Raw genomic sequence first — 19332 nt, forward strand, 5'->3', positions numbered from 1 at the left:
CTCTATGGAATCGCAACGTAGTTTTCTGGTGATAGGCCTGGCACTTGTCAGTTTTCTGCTATGGCAGCAATGGCACGTGGATTATGGTCCAAAGCCCGTCGAGCAAGTCGGCACGGAACAATCAATCCCATCACAAAATGAGGGTGTTGCTTCAGCTGGCCAAACGTCACAAGTAAACGAAGACGTACCCGCATCAGCCTCTCAGTCAGCCGAACAGTTACCTGCTGTTGAAACTTCTTCATCGCGTTTAATCTCCGTAACAACCGATACTCTGGATGTGAAAATAGATTTAGTGGGTGGTGATGTTGTCTATGCAGATTTGCTCCAGTTTCCAGTAAAGCAGGATTCGTCGCAGCCTTACAGCTTATTGCGCAATAATGACCAGCTCTATATAGCACAAAGTGGTTTGGTTGGCGGAAATGGTCCTGACGGCAGTTCACAAGGTCGACCTCGATACAGTGTTGACCAGGAAAGCTTTAAACTCGAAGGTGAAACACTGGCAATTCCGCTGACGTGGAGGAATGAGACAGGCATTGTTGTAACAAAAACACTGACTTTTACCCGCGGCAAACATGATATCGATGTCACCTACACGATTAAAAATAACAGTCCTCAAACCGCAAATTTTCAACAATATGCTCAGTTGAAGCAGGTTATGGCTGATTCTGATGGCAATGTGTTTATGCCGACATACCGTGGTGCCGCTTACTCTACTGAAGATGAACGTTACGACAAATACACCTTTGATGATATCGAAGATAAGAATTTGCGTGAAACCACACCCGGCGGTTGGGTTGGTATGCTGGAACATTATTTCGTTTCTGCGTGGGTACCACCCCAGGATGAAGTAAATAAAATCTACAGCCGCCTGATTCGCAACCAATATGCCATTATTGGTTTTACCGGTGAACCTATTAATATTGCCACTGGTGAGTCTGCCACGTTGGCTACACAACTTTATTTGGGTCCAAAAGATCAGGATGAACTCGCAACTATTGCGCGCGGGTTAGACTTAACCGTTGATTACGGCGTGTTGTGGTGGATTTCTCAGCCCTTATTCAAATTACTCCAGTTTTTGCATGGTTTAGTAGGTAACTGGGGCCTGGCAATTATTCTGATCACCATCATCGTCAAGGGAATTATGTATCCCCTGACGAAAAAGCAATATGAATCAATGGCTAAGCTGCGTAATTTAGCACCAAAGATGCAGCAGTTAAAAGAACGCTATGGTGATGACCGTCAAAAAATGTCGCAAGGCATGATGGATTTATACCGTAAGGAGAAGGTCAACCCCATGGGAGGTTGTTTCCCCTTATTGCTGCAAATGCCGATATTTCTGGCCCTATATTGGGTACTGATGGAAAGTGTGGAATTACGTCATGCGGATTTCTATTTATGGATTACCGACTTGTCCGTTAAAGATCCGTTCTACGTGTTACCCATCTTGACGGGTGCCAGTATGTATCTGTTACAAAAGCTACAACCCAATACTATTAGCGACCCCATGCAGCAAAAAATTATGCAATGGATGCCGGTGATGATGAGTGTCTTTTTCCTTTGGTTCCCGGCTGGGTTAGTACTTTACTGGTTAATCAGTAACGTGATTACCCTGATTCAGGCAAAGATAATTTACGCCTCGATGGAAAAGCGCGGATTACAAACTAAATAATTTAACGTAAAAACAGCCCTTTAAGGGCTGTTTTGATAACGTAAGGGGAAAACGAATGCCATCTTTTGATATTGTGTCAGAAATCAACATGGAAGAAGTGCGCAACGCTACAGAAAACGCCAGCAGAGAGTTGTCAACACGGTTTGATTTTCGTGGCGTTGATGCCAGCTTCGAATACAAAGACAAAACAGTAAAGATGCAAGCGGAAGCAGAATTTCAGTTGCAGCAAATGGAATCAATTTTTCGAAACGCATGCGCAAAACGAAATCTGGATACCTCAGCCATGGATGTGAAAGACTTTGACCATCGTGGTAAGAACTATTACCAGACCATCGCTTTCAAAGAAGGAATCGAGCAAGACGTGGCCAAGAAAATCGTTAAACTTATCAAGGAAGCAAAGCTGAAAGTGCAGACATCGATTCAAGGTGACCAGTTGCGTGTTACCGGAAAGAAACGTGATGACTTACAGGAAGTTATTGCTTTGATTAAGCAGTCCGATTTGGGCCAACCATTTCAGTACAATAACTTCAGAGATTAGTAGACGTGGAATTCCCTTCACACGAAACCATTGTTGCACAAGCAACGGCACCCGGTAGAGGAGGTGTAGGGATAGTCCGTGTCTCTGGCCCAAAAGCCCAAGTGGTTTGCGAAGCTATTTTACACTCTACGCTGAGACCTAGAGTGGCGTCGTACAGTTCTTTCTACGACTCTCAGGGAAATATCATCGATCAGGGCATTGCGCTCTATTTTGCTGGTCCAAATTCATTTACTGGCGAAGATGTACTTGAGTTGCACGGCCATGGCGGACAAGTCGTCATGGACATGCTGATTGATGCGGTACTGCAAGTTCCGGGCATACGCCTGGCGAAGCCCGGAGAATTCAGCGAACAGGCATTCTTGAATGACAAACTGGATTTGGCGCAGGCAGAAGCCATTGCTGATTTGATTGACGCCAGCTCACAACAGGCCGCTCGTAGTGCCCTGCGTTCACTCCAGGGTGAATTTTCTCAGCAAATCAATCTACTCGCTGAACAGGTCATTCATTTACGTATGTATGTAGAAGCCGCCATTGATTTTCCTGATGAAGAAATTGATTTCTTGTCAGATGGTAAAGTGGCAACTGATCTCGCTTCCATTCTTGCTCAACTCAACAAAGTGCAACATCAGGCTAAACAGGGTTCATTGTTGCGCGAGGGTATGCACGTGGTAATCGCGGGCAGACCCAACGCAGGTAAATCCAGTTTGCTTAACGCACTGGCGGGCCGGGAAAGTGCGATTGTCACCGACATTGCGGGCACCACGCGGGACATTCTTAAAGAGCATATTCACATCGACGGTATGCCTGTGCATATAATCGATACCGCAGGATTAAGAGACAGTACGGATAAAGTTGAACTGATTGGTATAGAACGGGCATGGCAGGCTATTAAAGATGCTGACCGGGTATTATTTGTGGTGGATAGCACAGCATCTGACGAAATTGACCCTTATAAGATCTGGCCCGAGTTCATGCAGCGATTGCCAGATAGTATGCCAATAACAGTAATCAGGAATAAGGCTGATTTGTCAGGTGAACCGATTGGTTTAGAAACCTTAACCTCGTCGCATAATGCCACCAGTATTATCAGATTATCTGCCAATACCGGCAACGGCATCGACATCCTGACCCAGCATCTAGCCAAAACGATGGGGCTGGATACTACATCTGAAGGTAAGTTTATTGCCCGAAGACGTCACCTGGACGCTCTGCAAAACGCGCTCAGCCATATTGAAACAGGTCAGTTACAATTATCACAACACATTGCCGGTGAGTTGCTAGCCGAAGAATTACGACTAGCCCATCAACAACTCACCGAAATTACCGGTGAATTTACGTCTGACGACTTATTAAGTCGAATATTCTCTTCATTTTGTATTGGTAAATAAGATGTCAAAATACGCAATTATTGTCGGCTCAGTGCTAGGTGCATCTGAGTATGTGGCAGACGCATTGGCTGAGGCTATTCAGCAAAATGGTGATAGCGCTGAAATTTTCCTGTCACCCGATTTCACTGAAATTCCATCAGAGACTATCTGGATCATATGCACTTCAACGCATGGTGCTGGAGAGCTTCCCGACAATATTCAGCACTTCGCACAACAACTTGAATTTGCCGATTTATCCGCTGTATCGGCCTACGTTATTGGTTTAGGCGATAGCAGTTATGACACCTTTTGCCACGGCGCCAAAGCAATTGAGACGTTGCTTAAGCAAGGCGGTGCAACACTGTTATCAACGCCGTTGCATATCGATGTGCTCACCTACCCCATTCCAGAAGATGAAGCCGTTGCCTGGTTTAAATCGCAAACGAGTCAACAGATAGCTTAACGTTATGTTTACCGAAGCCGAGTACCACGCCCTATGCAGCCCGTTAGCGAATGCCGCCCGGGTGCTTTACTGTTTAGGCTTGCGTCCTACCGCCAATGCGACCACGGCTGCATCTGAACCACTGAACTACAAATTTCTGCTTGCGCTGGTTAATGCAGACGCCACGGATCCTCCCTATACTCGCGGCAGACAACTAAACGATTTACTTAAATCACTTGAGCAGGCCGGTTTAATCGCCCTGCCCGCCTCACTGTCGTTTTCTTCTTCACTAAATGGCAAGGTCATTCTGTTACCGCTTATTCAAACCAAGCACGACTCATTCAGTCACCTCCATCGACAGCATCAGGCGATCAATATGAAATGGCAACCTGATGAGGCCTTATTTACTGAAATGGCCACCTTGCTAGGTGTTGTCGATAAATCCTATGATCAGGACGACATTAATGAATTTATCGCTTATTGGTTAGGCCGCCCGTCGACGGTGCTCAGTCATTTTCAATGGACGCAAAAATTTGTTTATTCAATGCGCAATAAACGTTTCGGCCGAACCGAAACAAAAACACCCATCGATTCAAGCAAATTTGTTGAAGTTGCACCTTCTGTTGAAGCAGATGATAATACTCGTAAGCTGGTCGAAAAATATCGCCGTAAACCGTAACCCAAGAAGACACAGACACTATGCAATCGCTGAAAGACAAAATTGATGGATTGGCCAGAGCACTGGGAAAGAAAGCGGACGGCCAACAAGATTACACTGATTACAAAACCTTGCGTAAACAATACGAAGAGCAAGCCAATGCTGAAGTTAAACAGGCACAACAGGTCAGTAAATCTCAACGAATATCGACCTTACACGGACGCTCTGACTTAAATCCTAAATGGACCTTCGGCAACCTTATCGAAGACAGTGATGATGTCATTGAAGCCGTCAGCATTGCCCATTCGTTTATTGCTGCTCATGAAGATCTGAATTGGCGAAACGCAGGCTCACACATGATGATTTTCTACGGTGATTATGGCCGTGGTAAATCTCATATTGCCGGTGCCATAGCACACCAATTAATCGACCAATATGAGATCACAGTGTTATATCGTCAACTTTCAACCTTGTTGGAGTTGCGTTATTCATCCTACGACTTTGGCGCTCAGGATAAAGTGGGCCAGAAATTTCGCGAAGCAAATCAAGAACTGTTGGATGTGGATTTACTCATACTTGATGAAGTCTGTGTGAATGAAACCATGCTGAAAAAAAATACCCAAAGCTGGTTGGGTAACTTATTGCGGCAACGTCTGGTAAATAAGAAAAATTGTATTCTGATCACCAACCATAATTTAGCCGAACTTGAGATGGCACTCGGTCGCTATTGCTTTGAATCAATAAAAGAATATGACACTTACAAGGTTAGATTTGCCGGACCAAGCAGACGTAAGGGGCTGGTAGCAGATGAAGCTGAACAACCCGCACAATCGCCTGCTTATCAGCCAAATCAGCTCAGGTAGTTTAAGCCTGCTTTAAACTTTTTTTAATTTAGCTGCGTCATACCTTTAGTCAATCAACTAAAGGAATTACACGCATGCTGAATTTACCCCTACCCAAATCCGTCTCAACCCTTTGCATTCCATTGCTTTTACTTGCCCCAATGGCGCAGGCAAAAGTGATTGAACAGTCATTCTCAGCGCAAGCTGGCGATACGCTTTACCTGAAAACTGACCAGGGCAGCATAGAGATCAAAACGCACAATAAGCGCGCCATAGACGTTTATGTTGAAATAGATGGTGAAGAAGAAGACGAATTCAAAGTCAGTTTTGATGAACATAGTGACGGCTTAAAAATACGTGGTGAGCGCGAAGACCGCCATGGCTGGAGTCGCACCCGTATTGCCTACCTAATTACCGTTCCGCAAGAATATAATCTGGATTTGAATACGGCAGGTGGAAAAATAGAAATTGAAGACGATCTCACCGGTGACATTGATGCCAGGACATCCGGGGGTTCAATCAGCGTAGCTTCCGTTAACGGTGACGTGCAGTTGCATACATCGGGAGGCTCAATTAAAACCAAAGATATTAATGGTGAAATTGACGCACATACATCCGGTGGCAGCATTAATGTTACGTTCGCTAAACAATTTACCGAGGACGCAACGTTAAACACGTCAGGAGGCTCAATTCTGGCTGTGTTACCAGCAGATATAAAGATGGATCTGGATGCATCAACCAGTGGTGGCAGAGTCAGAAGCGACTTCGAGGTAGATGGTCGAGTCAAAAAACGCTCTATTGATGGGGAAGTAAATGGCGGTGGTCCTCAATTAAAGTTGCACACTTCAGGCGGTAGCATCAGGATCGAAAAGCGCTGATCTGAATAACTTTCCATACACAGCGCGATCCTTAATGAATAGGGTCGCACGCTGCGATCACCGGATCATTTCTACAAGTTATCCCCAATTGGATCACAGCTAGATCAGGGGTGTGCATAAGATCCTCTGTAACGCTGTGTACAAGCTTTGATCTAAAAAAGGACAACTTTTTCGTTATCGCCTATTGTGGATAAGGTAGCGGGTTATCAACAGGATCAGGAGGCACTTAAACCAAGCTAGATCAGATCTTATTCATTGCGTAACTCAATGATCTTGCGTGCAAATACACGCTTATCAACAGAAAACGCGCTGCTTAATAGTAATAAATATAAAAGATCTAAATAGATCCTATATATAATTAAGCGCGATCTGTTTCGCAAATTCAGTATTATTTGAAGAAAATTTAACCGTTTTCTTTATGCAATAACTTCGCTAAAATATGCGCCCCTTTTTTCAGGGATCTTTATTAGTATTTCGGTAAGCGAGGTTTCATCATGTTTTACCAACAAGAGTTTGATGTCATTGTAATTGGCGGAGGTCATGCAGGCACTGAAGCTGCAATGGCTGCTGCGCGTATGGGCATGCAGACTTTATTGCTTACCCACAATATTGAAACCATCGGACAAATGTCCTGTAATCCCGCCATAGGTGGTATTGGCAAAGGACATTTAGTCAAAGAAATAGACGCACTAGGTGGCACAATGGCATTGGCCATCGATCAGGGCGGGATCCAGTTTCGCACGCTCAATTCCAGTAAAGGGCCAGCCGTACGCGCCACCCGGGCACAAGCTGATCGCACGTTATACCGCAACGCGGTGCGCAACATGGTTGAACAACAGGAAAATCTGACCCTGTTTCAACAAAGTTGTGATGACCTTATTATTGAACACGATCAGGTAACTGGTGTCGTAACCCAAATGGGGCTCAAATTCAAAGCCAAAGCCGTCGTGCTAACGGTGGGGACGTTTCTTGGTGGTACCATCCATATAGGTCTGGAAAACTACCGAGGCGGACGTGCTGGAGATCCACCTTCAATCGCATTAGCCGAACGTCTGCGCGCATTACCCTTCCGGGTAGATCGTTTAAAAACGGGTACGCCAGCGCGACTGGATGCCAGAAGTCTTGATTTTAGTGTAATGCAGGAGCAGGCCGGCGATACCCCTACCCCGGTATTTTCATTTATGGGATCACAGGCGATGCATCCGCGTCAAATTCCCTGTTACATCACTCATACCAATGAAAATACTCACGAAATCATTCGCAGTGGACTGGACCGTTCGCCAATGTATACCGGGGTTATTGAAGGTGTAGGCCCGCGCTATTGTCCGAGCATCGAAGATAAAATTATGCGTTTTGCTGATAAGAGCTCGCATCAAATCTTTGTTGAGCCCGAAGGCTTAAACAGCATGGAAGTGTACCCAAATGGCATATCGACCAGCCTGCCGTTTGACGTGCAGATGGCGCTGGTGCGATCCATCAAGGGCTTTGAAAATGCGCATATCGTGCGCCCTGGGTATGCCATTGAGTATGACTTTTTTGATCCACGGGATCTGAAACAAACGCTGGAAACTAAATTTATTAACGGCTTATTCTTCGCAGGCCAGATAAACGGCACTACCGGATACGAAGAAGCGGGTGCGCAGGGACTAGTCGCAGGAGTGAACGCTGCATTGCAGGTACAGCAGAAAGATCCATTCATTTTACGCCGTGACCAGGCGTATATGGGCGTGCTGATTGATGATTTGGCCACCATGGGCACAAAAGAGCCATACCGCATGTTTACCAGCCGTGCCGAATACCGTTTGCTTCTTCGTGAAGACAATGCGGATATCCGCTTGACCACTCAAGGTCGTGAATTAGGGCTGGTGGACGATGCTCGCTGGCAGGCATTTAACGAAAAAATCGAAGTGGTAGAGCAGGAACTTCAACGCTTACGCAGCCAATGGGTGCACCCTTCGCATGCCGCCGTTGAACGTTTAAATGAAAAACTTAAAAATCCAGTGAGTCGCGAACACTCGTTAGAAGAATTGATTCGACGTCCGGAAATGACGTATAACGATTTGATGTCGATTGAGGGGATTGGTCCAGGCGTAGAAAATCCGAAAGCCGCTGAACAAGTCGAAATTCAGATCAAGTACGCGGGTTACATTGCCCGTCAAATGGATGAAATCGCCAAAGCCCAACGTCATGAGAACACCTTGCTGCCAGTGGATTTTGATTACAGTCAGATATCTGGTTTATCCAATGAAGTAATGGCCAAGTTAACCGATGCTCGGCCCGAAACCATTGGTAAAGCGTCGCGAATTTCTGGAATTACTCCTGCGGCAATCTCATTATTGCTGGTTTATCTAAAAAAACATGGGCTTATGCGTAAACAGGAGCGTCAATCAGCGTGACGGTAAATTTTAATCGTGAAGAATTAGCCAGCGAACTTGCATTGGGTATAGACAAACTGGGTTTCGCCATAAGTGAAGAACAACAACAACGTCTTTTGACGTATCTGGGGATGCTGTTCAAATGGAACGCCGCGTATAACCTCACATCAGTGCGTGATCCTAAACAGATGTTGCAAAAACATATTCTCGATTCGCTCAGTGTAATGCCATTTGTGCGCGGTAAGCGTGTTATTGATGTGGGTACGGGGCCGGGATTGCCGGGTATTCCCCTGGCCATCGTGTTGCCCCACGTCGAATTCGATTTACTTGATAGCCTGGGTAAACGCGTGCGCTTTATGAAACAGGTGGCACATGAATGCAAACTGGCAAATATTCACCCCATCCAAAGTCGTGTAGAAGCCCATCAGCCCGACACTTGTTACGATATTGTCATCAGTCGCGCGTTTGCTTCGTTAAAAGATATGTTGCACTGGTGCCAACATCTGGTAGATTTTGAGGGGAGATTTTTGGCGTTAAAAGGGCAATATCCTCAGCAGGAAATTGACGAAGTAAGTAATTACTATCATATAGAGTCAGTTACCGAATTAGCTGTCCCCGATTTAATAGGCGAACGTCATCTGGTTACCATTAAAAAACAATAACGATCATCAGGGTGCTTAGTGGCAAAAGTTATCGCGATTGCGAATCAAAAAGGTGGTGTGGGTAAAACCACAACTGCAGTAAACGTAGCCGCGTCAATGGCGGCGACTAAACGCAAGGTGCTGCTAATCGATCTTGATCCTCAGGGTAATGCAACCATGGGGAGCGGGGTTGATAAATACGATGTCGAGGCGACCTGTTATGAGCTGCTGGTTGAAGATAAACCGGTCAATGAGGTTATTGTCCAAACAACCGCAGGAAAGTACGATCTTATCCCTGCCAATGGCGATGTGACTGCGGCGGAAATCAAGTTGATGGAGCAGTTTGCCCGCGAAGTGCGACTGCGCAATGCGCTTAAACCGGTGATGCAGTATTACGATTTTATTTTTATCGACTGCCCTCCTTCACTCAATCAGTTAACCGTGAACGCACTCGCCGCAGCAGATTCTGTACTGGTTCCCATGCAGTGTGAATATTACGCGTTAGAAGGGTTAACTGCGCTGATGGACACCATCCAAAAACTGGCTTCGGTGGTAAATCCGCAATTAAAAATAGAAGGCGTTCTACGAACCATGTATGATCCACGCAATCGCCTGGCAAATGATGTATCCGAACAGTTGAAACGTCATTTTGGCGAGCAGGTATATCGTACCGTTATCCCCCGTAATGTTCGTCTGGCAGAAGCACCCAGTTTTGGTACTCCGGCGATGTATTACGATAAATCATCTACTGGTGCTAAAGCCTATCTGGCATTGGCAGGAGAAATTTTGCGTCGTCGCGATAAAGCGCGACAATCAGCCGCGCAAGCAAGTTAAAACGCACTACTTAAATCATCAAGCGAATAAACTGAGGGAATTATGTCTGCAAAAAAAAGAGGATTAGGGCGTGGATTAGACGCCTTGCTGGCGACCAGCCAGGCATCCCCTGCCAAAGAACAAGACAGTACAGTCGCCGAACAAAGTGAATTAAGTAAATTACCTATTGAATATCTTAGCCCGGGTAAATATCAGCCGCGTAAAGATATGTCGCCAGAAGCGTTGGAAGAATTAGCCTCATCCATCCGTTCGCAAGGGGTTATTCAACCTATCGTAGTGCGTAAAACGGCTGAAAATCGCTATGAAATCATTGCTGGTGAACGGCGCTGGCGTGCCTCACAACTGGCACAACTTGATGTTGTACCCTGCCTCATCAAAAATGTTCCCGATGAAGCCGCCGTGGCCATTGCACTAATAGAAAATATCCAACGTGAAGATTTAAACGCAATGGAAGAGGCGCAAGCGTTGGATCGTTTGATGGTGGAATTTGAATTAACCCATGCTCAAGTGGCTGAAGCGGTGGGTAAATCCCGCACTACCGTAACCAATTTGCTGCGTCTGAATCATCTCAATGAAGATGTTAAATTATTGCTTGAACATGGTGATATTGAGATGGGACACGCCCGTGCGCTGCTGGCACTAGACGGTGACGAGCAGTCTACCGCCGCGCAAATCGTGTCAGGCAAAGGCTTAACCGTGCGTGACACTGAAAAGCTGGTACGTAAATATCTTGAGCCTGCGCAGCCCAAACCAGAGAAAACAATAGATCCAGATGTACAACAGCTGGTTACCCGGTTATCCGAAAATCTGGGTGCTAACGTGTCAATTGACCATAACGCCAAAGGTAAAGGTAAGTTAGTGATTAACTTTAGCGATTTGGAACAACTGGACGGAATATTGGCGAAAATTCATTAATTACGATGCGCTTTTTTAGCCAATCTTACTCGCAAAAATGTTTTTTTTCTGCTTAGATGGCGCATGTTAATCGGTTGTTAACATGAAATGTTTCTATTTCGCCTCCAATACGCGTTGGATGGTTGAAAAAAATCGACAAAACAGTATACTTCTGTCGCTTTTTGTCGGCGCTAAAATTACAGGTTTCACCGGTTAACATGGAAATAACTGAAAAAGGCAAAAAGCTGGCGCGAATGGGGGCACTTTATCAGTGCATTATCGCGACGGTCTTAAGCGCAATTATCGCGTTTGTCGGACTTAAAATTTGGGCATTGTCATTTGCTCTTGGCGCAGTAATCAGTATTGTCCCCAACGGCGTGTTCGCGCTGTTTGCATTCAGATATTCGGGGGCAACAAAAAACAGACTGGTTGTAAAAAGCTTCAACCAGGGCGCTAAAGTAAAACTGCTCATTACGGTTTTTTTATTTGTAGTGGCGTTTGTTCAATTTAACGTTGAACCCATTGCATTGTTTGCAGGGTTCGTCATTACAGCCGCTAGCTATTGGTTAGCATTTTTTCGTGCAGGGTAGAACCACATCAATAATCGCGCACGAAAAATGTACAAGATTTCTAAACTTTAAACTTGGGTTAAATAATGGCATCTGAAATTACTACCTCAGAATATATCAAGCACCACTTGACCAATGCCACTATGTGTTCAACTGACCAGGGCATCGCGTTTAATAAAGCGTGTGCCGATGCTGGCTTTTGGGCATGGCATGTAGATACATTAGCCTGGTCGATCGGCCTTGGCATTCTGTTTCTATGGTTATTCCGTAGTGCAGCTAAAAAAGCAACCACCGGTGTACCGGGTAAGTGGCAAGCGTTTGTTGAAATTGTGATTGAGTTCGTTAATGACAACGTGCGTGACTCTTTCCATGGTCGCAATAATCTGATTGCACCGCTGGCACTGACTATTTTCGTCTGGGTTTTCTTAATGAACCTGATGGACTTAGTACCTGTTGACGTACTGCCGTGGTTGGCTGGTCAGATTGGCCATTATGGTTTCGGCATGGACCCGCATGACGTTTACATGAAGGTGGTTCCTACCACTGACTTGAACCTGACATTGGCGCTGGCATTAGGTGTGTTCTTCCTAATCCTGTTCTACTCAATCAAAGTGAAGGGTGTTGGCGGTTTTACCAAAGAACTGACCATGCAGCCGTTCAATCACTGGGCGTTTATCCCGGTAAACTTCATCCTTGAATCAGTCACCTTACTGGCACGCCCCTTCTCTCTGGCGCTGCGTTTGTTCGGTAACCTGTATGCGGGTGAGCTGATCTTTATTCTTATCGCGACCCTGGGTTTATGGCAGCTGCCGCTACACTTCCCATGGGCTGTGTTCCATATTCTGGTAATCGTTCTGCAAGCGTTTATTTTCATGATGTTGACCATCGTGTACTTAAGCCTCGCTCACGAAGACCACTAAGTAGTTTTAACAAGGCCACTTCGGTGGCCTGATGAAAAAAAGTAACAGTAACAAACGATTTTTTTAACTTTAAATTTAAACTTAAACTGGAGACGTAAATGTTATACATCGCTGTTTCAATTTTGATCGGTATGGGTGCCCTGGGTACTGCTATTGGTTTTGGTCTGTTAGGTGGTAAGTTCCTTGAATCTGCTGCCCGTCAACCTGAACTGGCCCCTCAACTTCAAGTAAAAATGTTCATCGTAGCGGGTCTTATCGATGCGATCGCGATGATCGGTGTTGGTATCGCGTTATACCTATTGTTCGCTGTTGGTGCTTAATTTTTATTAACTCAAGTCTATTAGCGAACTTTTATGAGGAGGAGCGGTTGTGAATATTAACGCCACTCTAATTGGTCAATTAATCGCGTTTGCTGTCTTCGTGTGGTTCTGCATGAAGTATGTATGGCCCCCTTTGTTGGCAGCAATCGAAGAGCGTCAGAAGAAAATAGCCGATGGCTTGGAAGCTTCTGATCGCGCCGAGAAAGACCTTGAATTAGCTCAGCAGAAAGCTACTGAGAAATTAAAAGAGGCGAAAGCGCAAGCAGCTGAAATTATCGAGCAGGCTAAGAAACGAGCTAACCAGCTTGTTGACGAAGAAACCCAGCGTGGTCACGCAGAGCGTGAAAAAATTATCACTCAGGGTTATGCCGAAATTGAAGCTGAACGCAATCGTGCCAAAGAAGAATTACGCAAGCAGGTCGCTGCCCTAGCAGTAGCCGGCGCACAGCAGATTCTTCAGCGTGAAATCGATGCTCAAGCACAAAACGACATTGTTGAAAAACTTGTCGCTGAACTTTAACGAGGAGATGAGCCATGTCTGAATTGACAACTGTCGCTCGTCCCTATGCTAAAGCAGCTTTTGATTTTGCGGTCGAGCAAAACGCCATTGCCCAATGGCAGGACATGCTGGCATTTTCCAGCGCAGTGACTCAGAACGAAGATATGCATCAGTTACTAACTGGTGCTATCGCCGCTGAAAAACTGGCTGAAATTTTTATCAGTGTGGCTGGCGAACAGCTCGACGAACATGGTCAGAACTTTGTAAAAGTTCTGGCTGAGAATAAACGTTTAGTTGCGTTACCTGAAATTTCAGAATTATTTGACGCCTTTAAAGCTGAGTATGACAAAGAAGTAGAAGTGGATGTCACTTCTGCTACTGAACTTAGCGCGGCGCAACAAACTGAACTTAGCGCAACCTTAGAAAAACGTTTGGCACGTAAAGTGAAGCTTAATTGTAACGTGGATCCGCAGCTGATTGCGGGCTTTGTCGTCAAAGCCGGTGATACAGTAATCGATGGTTCCGTGAAGTCTAAACTGAACCGTCTCGAAGACGCGTTGCAAGCATAACGGGGATAAGAGCATGCAACTTAATTCCACTGAAATTGCAGAACTGATCAAGAAAAGAATTGAACAGTTTAATGTTACCAGTGAAGCTCGAAATGAAGGCACCATCGTCGCAGTAACCGATGGTATTATCCGCATTCACGGCCTGGCCGATGTAATGCAAGGTGAAATGATTGAGCTTCCTGGTGGTCGCTATGCGATCGCACTTAACCTTGAGCGAGACTCTGTAGGTGCGGTTGTAATGGGTCCATACGCTGACCTGAAAGAAGGCGTAAAAGTTAACTCTACTGGGCGTATTCTTGAAGTACCAGTAGGCCGTGCATTGCTTGGTCGTGTTGTTAACACACTAGGTGAGCCAATTGACGGTAAAGGTTCTATCGACGCAGAAGGCTTTGAGCCAGTTGAGAAAATCGCACCGGGTGTAATCGAGCGTCAATCGGTAGATCAGCCAGTACAAACTGGTTATAAGTCTGTTGACTCGATGATTCCAATCGGTCGTGGTCAGCGTGAGTTGATCATCGGTGACCGTCAGTGTGGTAAAACGGCAATGGCGGTTGATGCCATCATCAACCAAAAAGGCACAGGTATTAAATGTATCTATGTAGCAGTTGGCCAGAAGGCATCAACAATCGCTAACGTAGTACGTAAACTGGAAGAGCACGGTGCGATGGCTCACACCATCGTGGTAGCAGCGTCAGCGTCAGAATCTGCTGCCTTGCAATACCTTGCACCTTATTCTGGTTGTACCATGGGTGAATTCTTCCGTGACCGCGGTGAAGATGCACTAATTGTATATGATGATTTGTCTAAGCAAGCTGTTGCTTACCGTCAAATTTCATTGCTGTTGAAGCGTCCTCCTGGTCGTGAAGCCTACCCTGGTGACGTTTTCTATCTTCACTCGCGTCTACTTGAGCGTGCTGCTCGTGTTAACGATCAGTATGTTGAGAAATTTACTAACGGCGAAGTGAAAGGTAAAACCGGTTCACTTACCGCATTACCAATCATTGAAACCCAGGCTGGTGACGTATCTGCCTTCGTACCTACAAACGTGATCTCAATCACCGATGGTCAGATCTTCCTGGAAACTGACCTGTTCAACGCGGGTATTCGTCCTGCGGTTAACGCTGGTGTTTCAGTATCTCGTGTTGGTGGTGCCGCGCAGACGAAAATCATCAAGAAATTAGGTGGTGGTATTCGTTTGGCATTAGCCCAGTATCGTGAACTTGCTGCGTTCTCGCAGTTTGCGTCTGACCTTGACGATGCAACCCGTGAGCAACTTGAGCACGGTGAGCGCGTAACTGAGCTGATGAAGCAGAAGCAGTATACTCCGCTGTCTATCGGTGACATGGGTGTTTCATTGTTTGCGGTAGAGAAAGGCTTCCTGAAGGATGTTGAATTAAACAAAATTCTTGATTTCGAAGCGGCTCTGCATTCATACATGAACAGTGAGCACACCGAATTGCTGAAGACTATTAATGAAACAGGTAACTACAACGACGATATCGCCGCACAATTGAATGATGCTTTAACTAAGTTTAAAGCCACTCAAACGTGGTAATCATCAGGAGCTGACTTTAGGGTCAGCTCATCGTTGAGTAATCGGAGAAATAGTCATGGCAAGCGGTAAAGAGATTAAAGGTAAGATTGGGAGTATCAAAAATACTCAAAAAATTACCAGCGCAATGGAAATGGTTGCTGCGTCAAAAATGAAAAAGGCGCAGGAACGTATGGCCCTAGGGCGTCCATATGCGGAAAACATGCTTAAAGTGATTGGTCACATCGCCAACGGTAACCTCGAATATCGCCATCCTTATCTGGAAGAGCGCGAGGTGAAGCGTGTTGGATTTATTGTGATTTCAACTGATCGTGGTTTGTGTGGTGGTTTAAATACCAACGAATTCAAACTGGTCGCGCAACAGATTAAACACTGGCGCGAAAAAGACGTAGAAGTTGATTTTGCAGCGTTAGGGTCAAAGGCCTGCTCGTTCTTCAACCGTTTTGGTGGCAAATTATTAGCTGCTGAATCCGGGTTAGGTGATAAGCCTAAAGTAAGCGACATAGTAGGTGTAGTGCGCGTAATGTTAAATGCGTACGACGAAGGTAAACTGGATCGTGTATTCCTGGTTTACAATGACTTTGTTAATACCATGACGCAAAAACCAGTGATGAACCAATTACTGCCTTTGCCTAAGTCAGATGACAAAGAATATAAGCATCGCTGGGACTACATTTACGAGCCCGATCCAAAGGAAATTTTGGAATCATTAATGGTTCGTTATATCGAGTCTCAGGTGTATCAGGGTGTAGTAGAAAATGCTGCATCAGAGCAGGCGGCACGAATGGTAGCAATGAAAGCGGCTACCGATAATGCCGGCAACTTAATTGATGACCTGCAATTGATATACAACAAGGCACGTCAGGCAGCAATCACACAAGAAATCAGTGAGATTGTCAGCGGCGCCGCAGCGGTGTAGGCAAAGGTTTAAAAAAGATAACGAGGACAAATTATGAGTCAAGGTAAGGTCGTCCAAATCATTGGTGCCGTTGTGGATATTGAATTTCCACAAGACGCGGTGCCAAAAGTTTATGACGCACTTAAAGTTACCAATGGTGACTTAGCCGGGTTAACCCTGGAGGTGCAACAGCAGCTTGGTGGTGGTGTAGTTCGTACTATCGCTATGGGTACTACTGACGGTTTACGTCGTAGCACTGCTGTTGAAAATACAGGTGAGCCGATTATGGTTCCAGTAGGTACAGCCACATTGGGCCGTATCATGGACGTATTAGGTAACCCTATTGATGAAGCGGGCCCAATTGGTGAAGAAGAAAGAATGTCGATTCACCGTGCAGCGCCTAGCTACGAAGAGCAATCAAGTGCGGTTGAGCTGTTAGAAACAGGTATCAAGGTAATCGACCTTGTATGTCCGTTTGCTAAGGGTGGTAAAGTAGGTCTGTTCGGTGGTGCCGGTGTTGGTAAAACCGTAAACATGATGGAACTTATCCGTAACATCGCAATTGAGCACAGTGGTTTCTCAGTATTCGCTGGTGTAGGTGAGCGTACTCGTGAGGGTAACGACTTCTACCACGAAATGAACGATTCAAACGTACTGGACAAAGTATCACTGGTATATGGTCAGATGAATGAACCACCAGGTAACCGTCTACGTGTGGCCCTGACTGGTTTAACCATGGCCGAGAAATTCCGTGATGAGGGCCGTGATGTACTGTTCTTCGTTGATAACATCTATCGTTACACCCTGGCTGGTACCGAAGTATCAGCACTGTTGGGTCGTATGCCATCTGCAGTAGGTTATCAGCCTACACTTGCAGAAGAGATGGGTGTACTTCAGGAACGTATCGCATCAACCAAGACTGGTTCAATCACTTCAATTCAGGCGGTATACGTACCGGCCGATGACTTGACTGACCCGTCACCAGCAACCACGTTTGCTCACTTGGATGCGACAGTTGTACTTTCACGTGATATCGCTTCTTTGGGTATTTACCCTGCGGTTGACCCACTGGATTCTACCTCTCGTCAGCTTGACCCGTTAGTAATCGGTCAGGACCACTACGATGTAGCCCGTGGCGTACAAACCGTACTGCAGCGTTATAAAGAGCTGAAAGACATCATTGCCATCCTGGGTATGGACGAGCTGTCTGACGAAGATAAACTTGTTGTTACACGTGCGCGTAAAATTCAGCGTTTCTTGTCACAGCCATTCTTCGTAGCTGAAGTATTTACTGGTTCACCTGGAAAATATGTTTCTTTGAAAGACACCATCAGTGGATTTAAAGGCATTTTAGCGGGCGAATACGATGACCTGCCAGAACAAGCGTTCTACATGGTTGGTTCAATCGAAGAAGCAGTAGAGAAAGCCAAAAAAGCAAAATAATGTAGACCGGCTACGGCCGGTTTAACTTATTTCTGCAAGGCACCTATTCGGAGGTTTAAATGGCAGCTATGACAGTACATCTGGATGTAGTAAGCGCAGAAGAAGCAATTTTTTCGGGACGCGTTGAAACTATACAGGTGACCGGAAGCGAAGGTGAATTGGGTATTTACCCGGGTCACGCGCCTCTGATCACTCCAATTAAGCCTGGTATGGTGCGTTTGGTTAAGCAGCATGGTGAAGAAGAAGTTATTTACGTGGCCGGTGGAATTTTAGAAGTTCAACCTGGCAACGTAACCGTTCTTGCTGATACCGCTGTTCGTGCAGAAGATTTGGATGAACAGTCCGCTGAAGAAGCTAAGCGCCGTGCTGAAGAGCACATCAGTAATCCAGGTGCTGACTTCAATTACGCAGAAGCGGCTCAAGAGTTAGCTGAAGCCATCGCTCAGTTACGCTTGATTCAAAAATTGCGTAAATAAGGTTAGATTCAGAGTTTTAAAAACCCGGTTAATTACCGGGTTTTTTTATTTCTGCATGATGACAATTACCTGTGTTTAAAAAGCGTCTAAGTAATTCATCATCCTTGCTGCTTTGGTATAAACTTACTAAATATAAACGCGCAAGGATGACCCATGACTAATCCTACCCAAACCGGCCACTGTCTATGCAAGGCGGTAACCCTCAATGCTACGGCAGCAGTAGACGAACTGCATGCTTGTCATTGTTCAATGTGCCGACAGTGGGGCGGCGGCCCATTTCTGGTGACCAACTGCGGCACCTCCGTAACGTTTGACGGAGAGGACAGTATCCAGCGTTACGCTTCTTCAGACTGGGCAGAGCGTGGCTTTTGCAAGCACTGCGGTACTCATCTATTTTACCGGTATGTGGCGTCAGATACTTATTTTATCCCAGCGGGATTATTGTCGCTGGATGAAAGCGTGCGCATGACGTCGCAAATCTTTATCGATGAAAAACCGCATTACTACGATTTCGCCAACGACACTACCAACATGACCGGTGCTGAGGTGATAGCGCAATTTGAGAACGGATAAAATAAGGTAAAAATCAGGCTATGAGCAAAAATATGACGATCAACTATCTGGAAGTACCCACGTCAAATATCGCAGCAACGAAGGCCTTTTTCACTAACGTGTTCAACTGGTCATTTACCGATTATGGTGAGGAGTATGTGGCGTTCTCCACCGCGGAAATGGAAGGCGGCTTTTACTTAAGCGAAACGCTTTCACTACGTGCCAATGGTGCTGCGTTGATCGTTTTTTACACGGACGAGTTAGAAAAGACCCAAATCCTGATCGAACAAGCGAACGGAAAAATCACAGAGCCGGTGTTCGACTTCCCTGGCGGCCGTCGCTTTCATTTTACCGAGCCTGGGGGCAGCGAATTTGCCGTGTGGTCAGATAACTAGC

22 protein-coding genes are annotated in these 19332 nt (G+C 45.8%); all 22 read left to right on the forward strand.

The genetic code is table 11. From position 1 onward, the window contains the following. Positions 1-4 precede the first annotated feature (4 nt). The 22 genes from yidC to HCJ96_RS11490 all read left to right on the forward strand — a co-directional run bounded on the left by yidC (position 5) and on the right by HCJ96_RS11490 (position 19331). Positions 5-1669 (forward strand): membrane protein insertase YidC, encoded by a 1665-nt coding sequence (yidC, locus tag HCJ96_RS11385; RefSeq protein WP_169211193.1) that lies wholly within the window; start codon positions 5-7, stop codon positions 1667-1669. 55 nt (positions 1670-1724) lie between these two features. Continuing rightward, positions 1725-2207: a YajQ family cyclic di-GMP-binding protein gene (locus HCJ96_RS11390; RefSeq protein WP_169211194.1), complete on the forward strand. Its 483-nt coding sequence runs from the start codon at positions 1725-1727 to the stop codon at positions 2205-2207. Between the two features lie 5 nt (positions 2208-2212). Then, positions 2213-3595, forward strand: coding sequence for a tRNA uridine-5-carboxymethylaminomethyl(34) synthesis GTPase MnmE (gene mnmE, locus HCJ96_RS11395; protein ID WP_169211195.1), 1383 nt, complete (start codon positions 2213-2215; stop codon positions 3593-3595). A 1-nt stretch (position 3596) separates the two neighbouring features. Continuing rightward, positions 3597-4037 carry a flavodoxin domain-containing protein gene (locus HCJ96_RS11400; RefSeq protein ID WP_169211196.1) on the forward strand — a complete coding sequence of 147 codons (441 nt, stop codon included), beginning with the start codon at positions 3597-3599 and terminating at the stop codon, positions 4035-4037. A 4-nt stretch (positions 4038-4041) separates the two neighbouring features. Continuing rightward, positions 4042-4695 carry a DnaT-like ssDNA-binding domain-containing protein gene (locus HCJ96_RS11405; protein WP_169211197.1) on the forward strand — a complete coding sequence of 218 codons (654 nt, stop codon included), beginning with the start codon at positions 4042-4044 and terminating at the stop codon, positions 4693-4695. Between the two features lie 20 nt (positions 4696-4715). Continuing rightward, on the forward strand, positions 4716-5537 hold the full coding sequence (locus HCJ96_RS11410; RefSeq protein WP_169211198.1) for an ATP-binding protein: 822 nt from the start codon (positions 4716-4718) through the stop codon (positions 5535-5537). A 74-nt stretch (positions 5538-5611) separates the two neighbouring features. Continuing rightward, positions 5612-6394: a DUF4097 family beta strand repeat-containing protein gene (locus tag HCJ96_RS11415; protein ID WP_169211199.1), complete on the forward strand. Its 783-nt coding sequence runs from the start codon at positions 5612-5614 to the stop codon at positions 6392-6394. A 494-nt stretch (positions 6395-6888) separates the two neighbouring features. Beyond that, on the forward strand, positions 6889-8790 hold the full coding sequence (gene mnmG / locus HCJ96_RS11420) for a tRNA uridine-5-carboxymethylaminomethyl(34) synthesis enzyme MnmG (protein ID WP_169211200.1): 1902 nt from the start codon (positions 6889-6891) through the stop codon (positions 8788-8790). Then, a complete protein-coding gene (rsmG, locus tag HCJ96_RS11425; protein WP_169211201.1) occupies positions 8787-9431 on the forward strand; it encodes a 16S rRNA (guanine(527)-N(7))-methyltransferase RsmG in 645 nt (214 codons plus the stop codon). The genes mnmG and rsmG overlap by 4 nt, the downstream gene beginning before the upstream one ends. A gap of 18 nt (positions 9432-9449) precedes the next feature. Next, positions 9450-10244: an AAA family ATPase gene (locus HCJ96_RS11430; protein WP_169211202.1), complete on the forward strand. Its 795-nt coding sequence runs from the start codon at positions 9450-9452 to the stop codon at positions 10242-10244. A 42-nt stretch (positions 10245-10286) separates the two neighbouring features. Further along, positions 10287-11159: a ParB/RepB/Spo0J family partition protein gene (locus HCJ96_RS11435; protein ID WP_169211203.1), complete on the forward strand. Its 873-nt coding sequence runs from the start codon at positions 10287-10289 to the stop codon at positions 11157-11159. Between the two features lie 197 nt (positions 11160-11356). Next, positions 11357-11728: an ATP synthase subunit I gene (locus HCJ96_RS11440; protein ID WP_169211204.1), complete on the forward strand. Its 372-nt coding sequence runs from the start codon at positions 11357-11359 to the stop codon at positions 11726-11728. Positions 11729-11790: 62 nt separating this feature from the next. Then, positions 11791-12627, forward strand: coding sequence for a F0F1 ATP synthase subunit A (atpB, locus tag HCJ96_RS11445; RefSeq protein WP_343034719.1), 837 nt, complete (start codon positions 11791-11793; stop codon positions 12625-12627). A gap of 98 nt (positions 12628-12725) precedes the next feature. Then, positions 12726-12947 carry a F0F1 ATP synthase subunit C gene (gene atpE / locus HCJ96_RS11450; RefSeq protein WP_169211206.1) on the forward strand — a complete coding sequence of 74 codons (222 nt, stop codon included), beginning with the start codon at positions 12726-12728 and terminating at the stop codon, positions 12945-12947. 49 nt (positions 12948-12996) lie between these two features. Beyond that, positions 12997-13467 carry a F0F1 ATP synthase subunit B gene (atpF, locus tag HCJ96_RS11455; RefSeq protein WP_169211207.1) on the forward strand — a complete coding sequence of 157 codons (471 nt, stop codon included), beginning with the start codon at positions 12997-12999 and terminating at the stop codon, positions 13465-13467. Between the two features lie 14 nt (positions 13468-13481). Next, positions 13482-14015, forward strand: coding sequence for a F0F1 ATP synthase subunit delta (atpH, locus tag HCJ96_RS11460; protein WP_169211208.1), 534 nt, complete (start codon positions 13482-13484; stop codon positions 14013-14015). A gap of 13 nt (positions 14016-14028) precedes the next feature. Next, positions 14029-15570 (forward strand): F0F1 ATP synthase subunit alpha, encoded by a 1542-nt coding sequence (atpA, locus tag HCJ96_RS11465; protein ID WP_169211209.1) that lies wholly within the window; start codon positions 14029-14031, stop codon positions 15568-15570. Between the two features lie 55 nt (positions 15571-15625). After that, positions 15626-16486 carry a F0F1 ATP synthase subunit gamma gene (gene atpG / locus HCJ96_RS11470; protein ID WP_169211210.1) on the forward strand — a complete coding sequence of 287 codons (861 nt, stop codon included), beginning with the start codon at positions 15626-15628 and terminating at the stop codon, positions 16484-16486. Positions 16487-16519: 33 nt separating this feature from the next. Next, the gene (atpD, locus tag HCJ96_RS11475) at positions 16520-17908 is read left to right on the forward strand and encodes a F0F1 ATP synthase subunit beta (RefSeq protein WP_169211211.1); all 1389 of its coding nucleotides are present in this window, start codon (positions 16520-16522) and stop codon (positions 17906-17908) included. 59 nt (positions 17909-17967) lie between these two features. Beyond that, positions 17968-18384, forward strand: coding sequence for a F0F1 ATP synthase subunit epsilon (locus HCJ96_RS11480; protein WP_169211212.1), 417 nt, complete (start codon positions 17968-17970; stop codon positions 18382-18384). A 153-nt stretch (positions 18385-18537) separates the two neighbouring features. Further along, the gene (locus tag HCJ96_RS11485; protein ID WP_169211213.1) at positions 18538-18957 is read left to right on the forward strand and encodes a GFA family protein; all 420 of its coding nucleotides are present in this window, start codon (positions 18538-18540) and stop codon (positions 18955-18957) included. A gap of 20 nt (positions 18958-18977) precedes the next feature. Next, entirely contained in the window at positions 18978-19331 is a 354-nt protein-coding gene (locus tag HCJ96_RS11490; RefSeq protein ID WP_169211214.1) for a VOC family protein, read from the forward strand. The last annotated feature ends 1 nt before the right edge of the window (position 19332 follow it).

Origin of the sequence: Alteromonas ponticola, assembly GCF_012911815.1 — a bacterium.
GTDB classification, from domain to species: Bacteria; Pseudomonadota; Gammaproteobacteria; order Enterobacterales; family Alteromonadaceae; genus Alteromonas; species Alteromonas ponticola.

Excerpts from the sequence above, each read along its gene's own strand:
- HCJ96_RS11410 (WP_169211198.1), top strand. The coding sequence starts at position 4,716 with ATGCAATCGCTGAAAGACAAAATTGATGGATTGGCCAGAGCACTGGGA.
- atpE (WP_169211206.1), top strand. The coding sequence starts at position 12,726 with ATGTTATACATCGCTGTTTCAATTTTGATCGGTATGGGTGCCCTGGGT.
- HCJ96_RS11440 (WP_169211204.1), top strand. The coding sequence starts at position 11,357 with ATGGAAATAACTGAAAAAGGCAAAAAGCTGGCGCGAATGGGGGCACTT.
- yidC (WP_169211193.1), top strand. The coding sequence starts at position 5 with ATGGAATCGCAACGTAGTTTTCTGGTGATAGGCCTGGCACTTGTCAGT.
- HCJ96_RS11485 (WP_169211213.1), top strand. The coding sequence starts at position 18,538 with ATGACTAATCCTACCCAAACCGGCCACTGTCTATGCAAGGCGGTAACC.
- HCJ96_RS11390 (WP_169211194.1), top strand. The coding sequence starts at position 1,725 with ATGCCATCTTTTGATATTGTGTCAGAAATCAACATGGAAGAAGTGCGC.
- HCJ96_RS11400 (WP_169211196.1), top strand. The coding sequence starts at position 3,597 with ATGTCAAAATACGCAATTATTGTCGGCTCAGTGCTAGGTGCATCTGAG.
- atpD (WP_169211211.1), top strand. The coding sequence starts at position 16,520 with ATGAGTCAAGGTAAGGTCGTCCAAATCATTGGTGCCGTTGTGGATATT.
- HCJ96_RS11490 (WP_169211214.1), top strand. The coding sequence starts at position 18,978 with ATGAGCAAAAATATGACGATCAACTATCTGGAAGTACCCACGTCAAAT.
- HCJ96_RS11405 (WP_169211197.1), top strand. The coding sequence starts at position 4,042 with ATGTTTACCGAAGCCGAGTACCACGCCCTATGCAGCCCGTTAGCGAAT.
- HCJ96_RS11435 (WP_169211203.1), top strand. The coding sequence starts at position 10,287 with ATGTCTGCAAAAAAAAGAGGATTAGGGCGTGGATTAGACGCCTTGCTG.
- HCJ96_RS11415 (WP_169211199.1), top strand. The coding sequence starts at position 5,612 with ATGCTGAATTTACCCCTACCCAAATCCGTCTCAACCCTTTGCATTCCA.
- atpH (WP_169211208.1), top strand. The coding sequence starts at position 13,482 with ATGTCTGAATTGACAACTGTCGCTCGTCCCTATGCTAAAGCAGCTTTT.
- atpA (WP_169211209.1), top strand. The coding sequence starts at position 14,029 with ATGCAACTTAATTCCACTGAAATTGCAGAACTGATCAAGAAAAGAATT.
- HCJ96_RS11480 (WP_169211212.1), top strand. The coding sequence starts at position 17,968 with ATGGCAGCTATGACAGTACATCTGGATGTAGTAAGCGCAGAAGAAGCA.
- mnmG (WP_169211200.1), top strand. The coding sequence starts at position 6,889 with ATGTTTTACCAACAAGAGTTTGATGTCATTGTAATTGGCGGAGGTCAT.
- atpG (WP_169211210.1), top strand. The coding sequence starts at position 15,626 with ATGGCAAGCGGTAAAGAGATTAAAGGTAAGATTGGGAGTATCAAAAAT.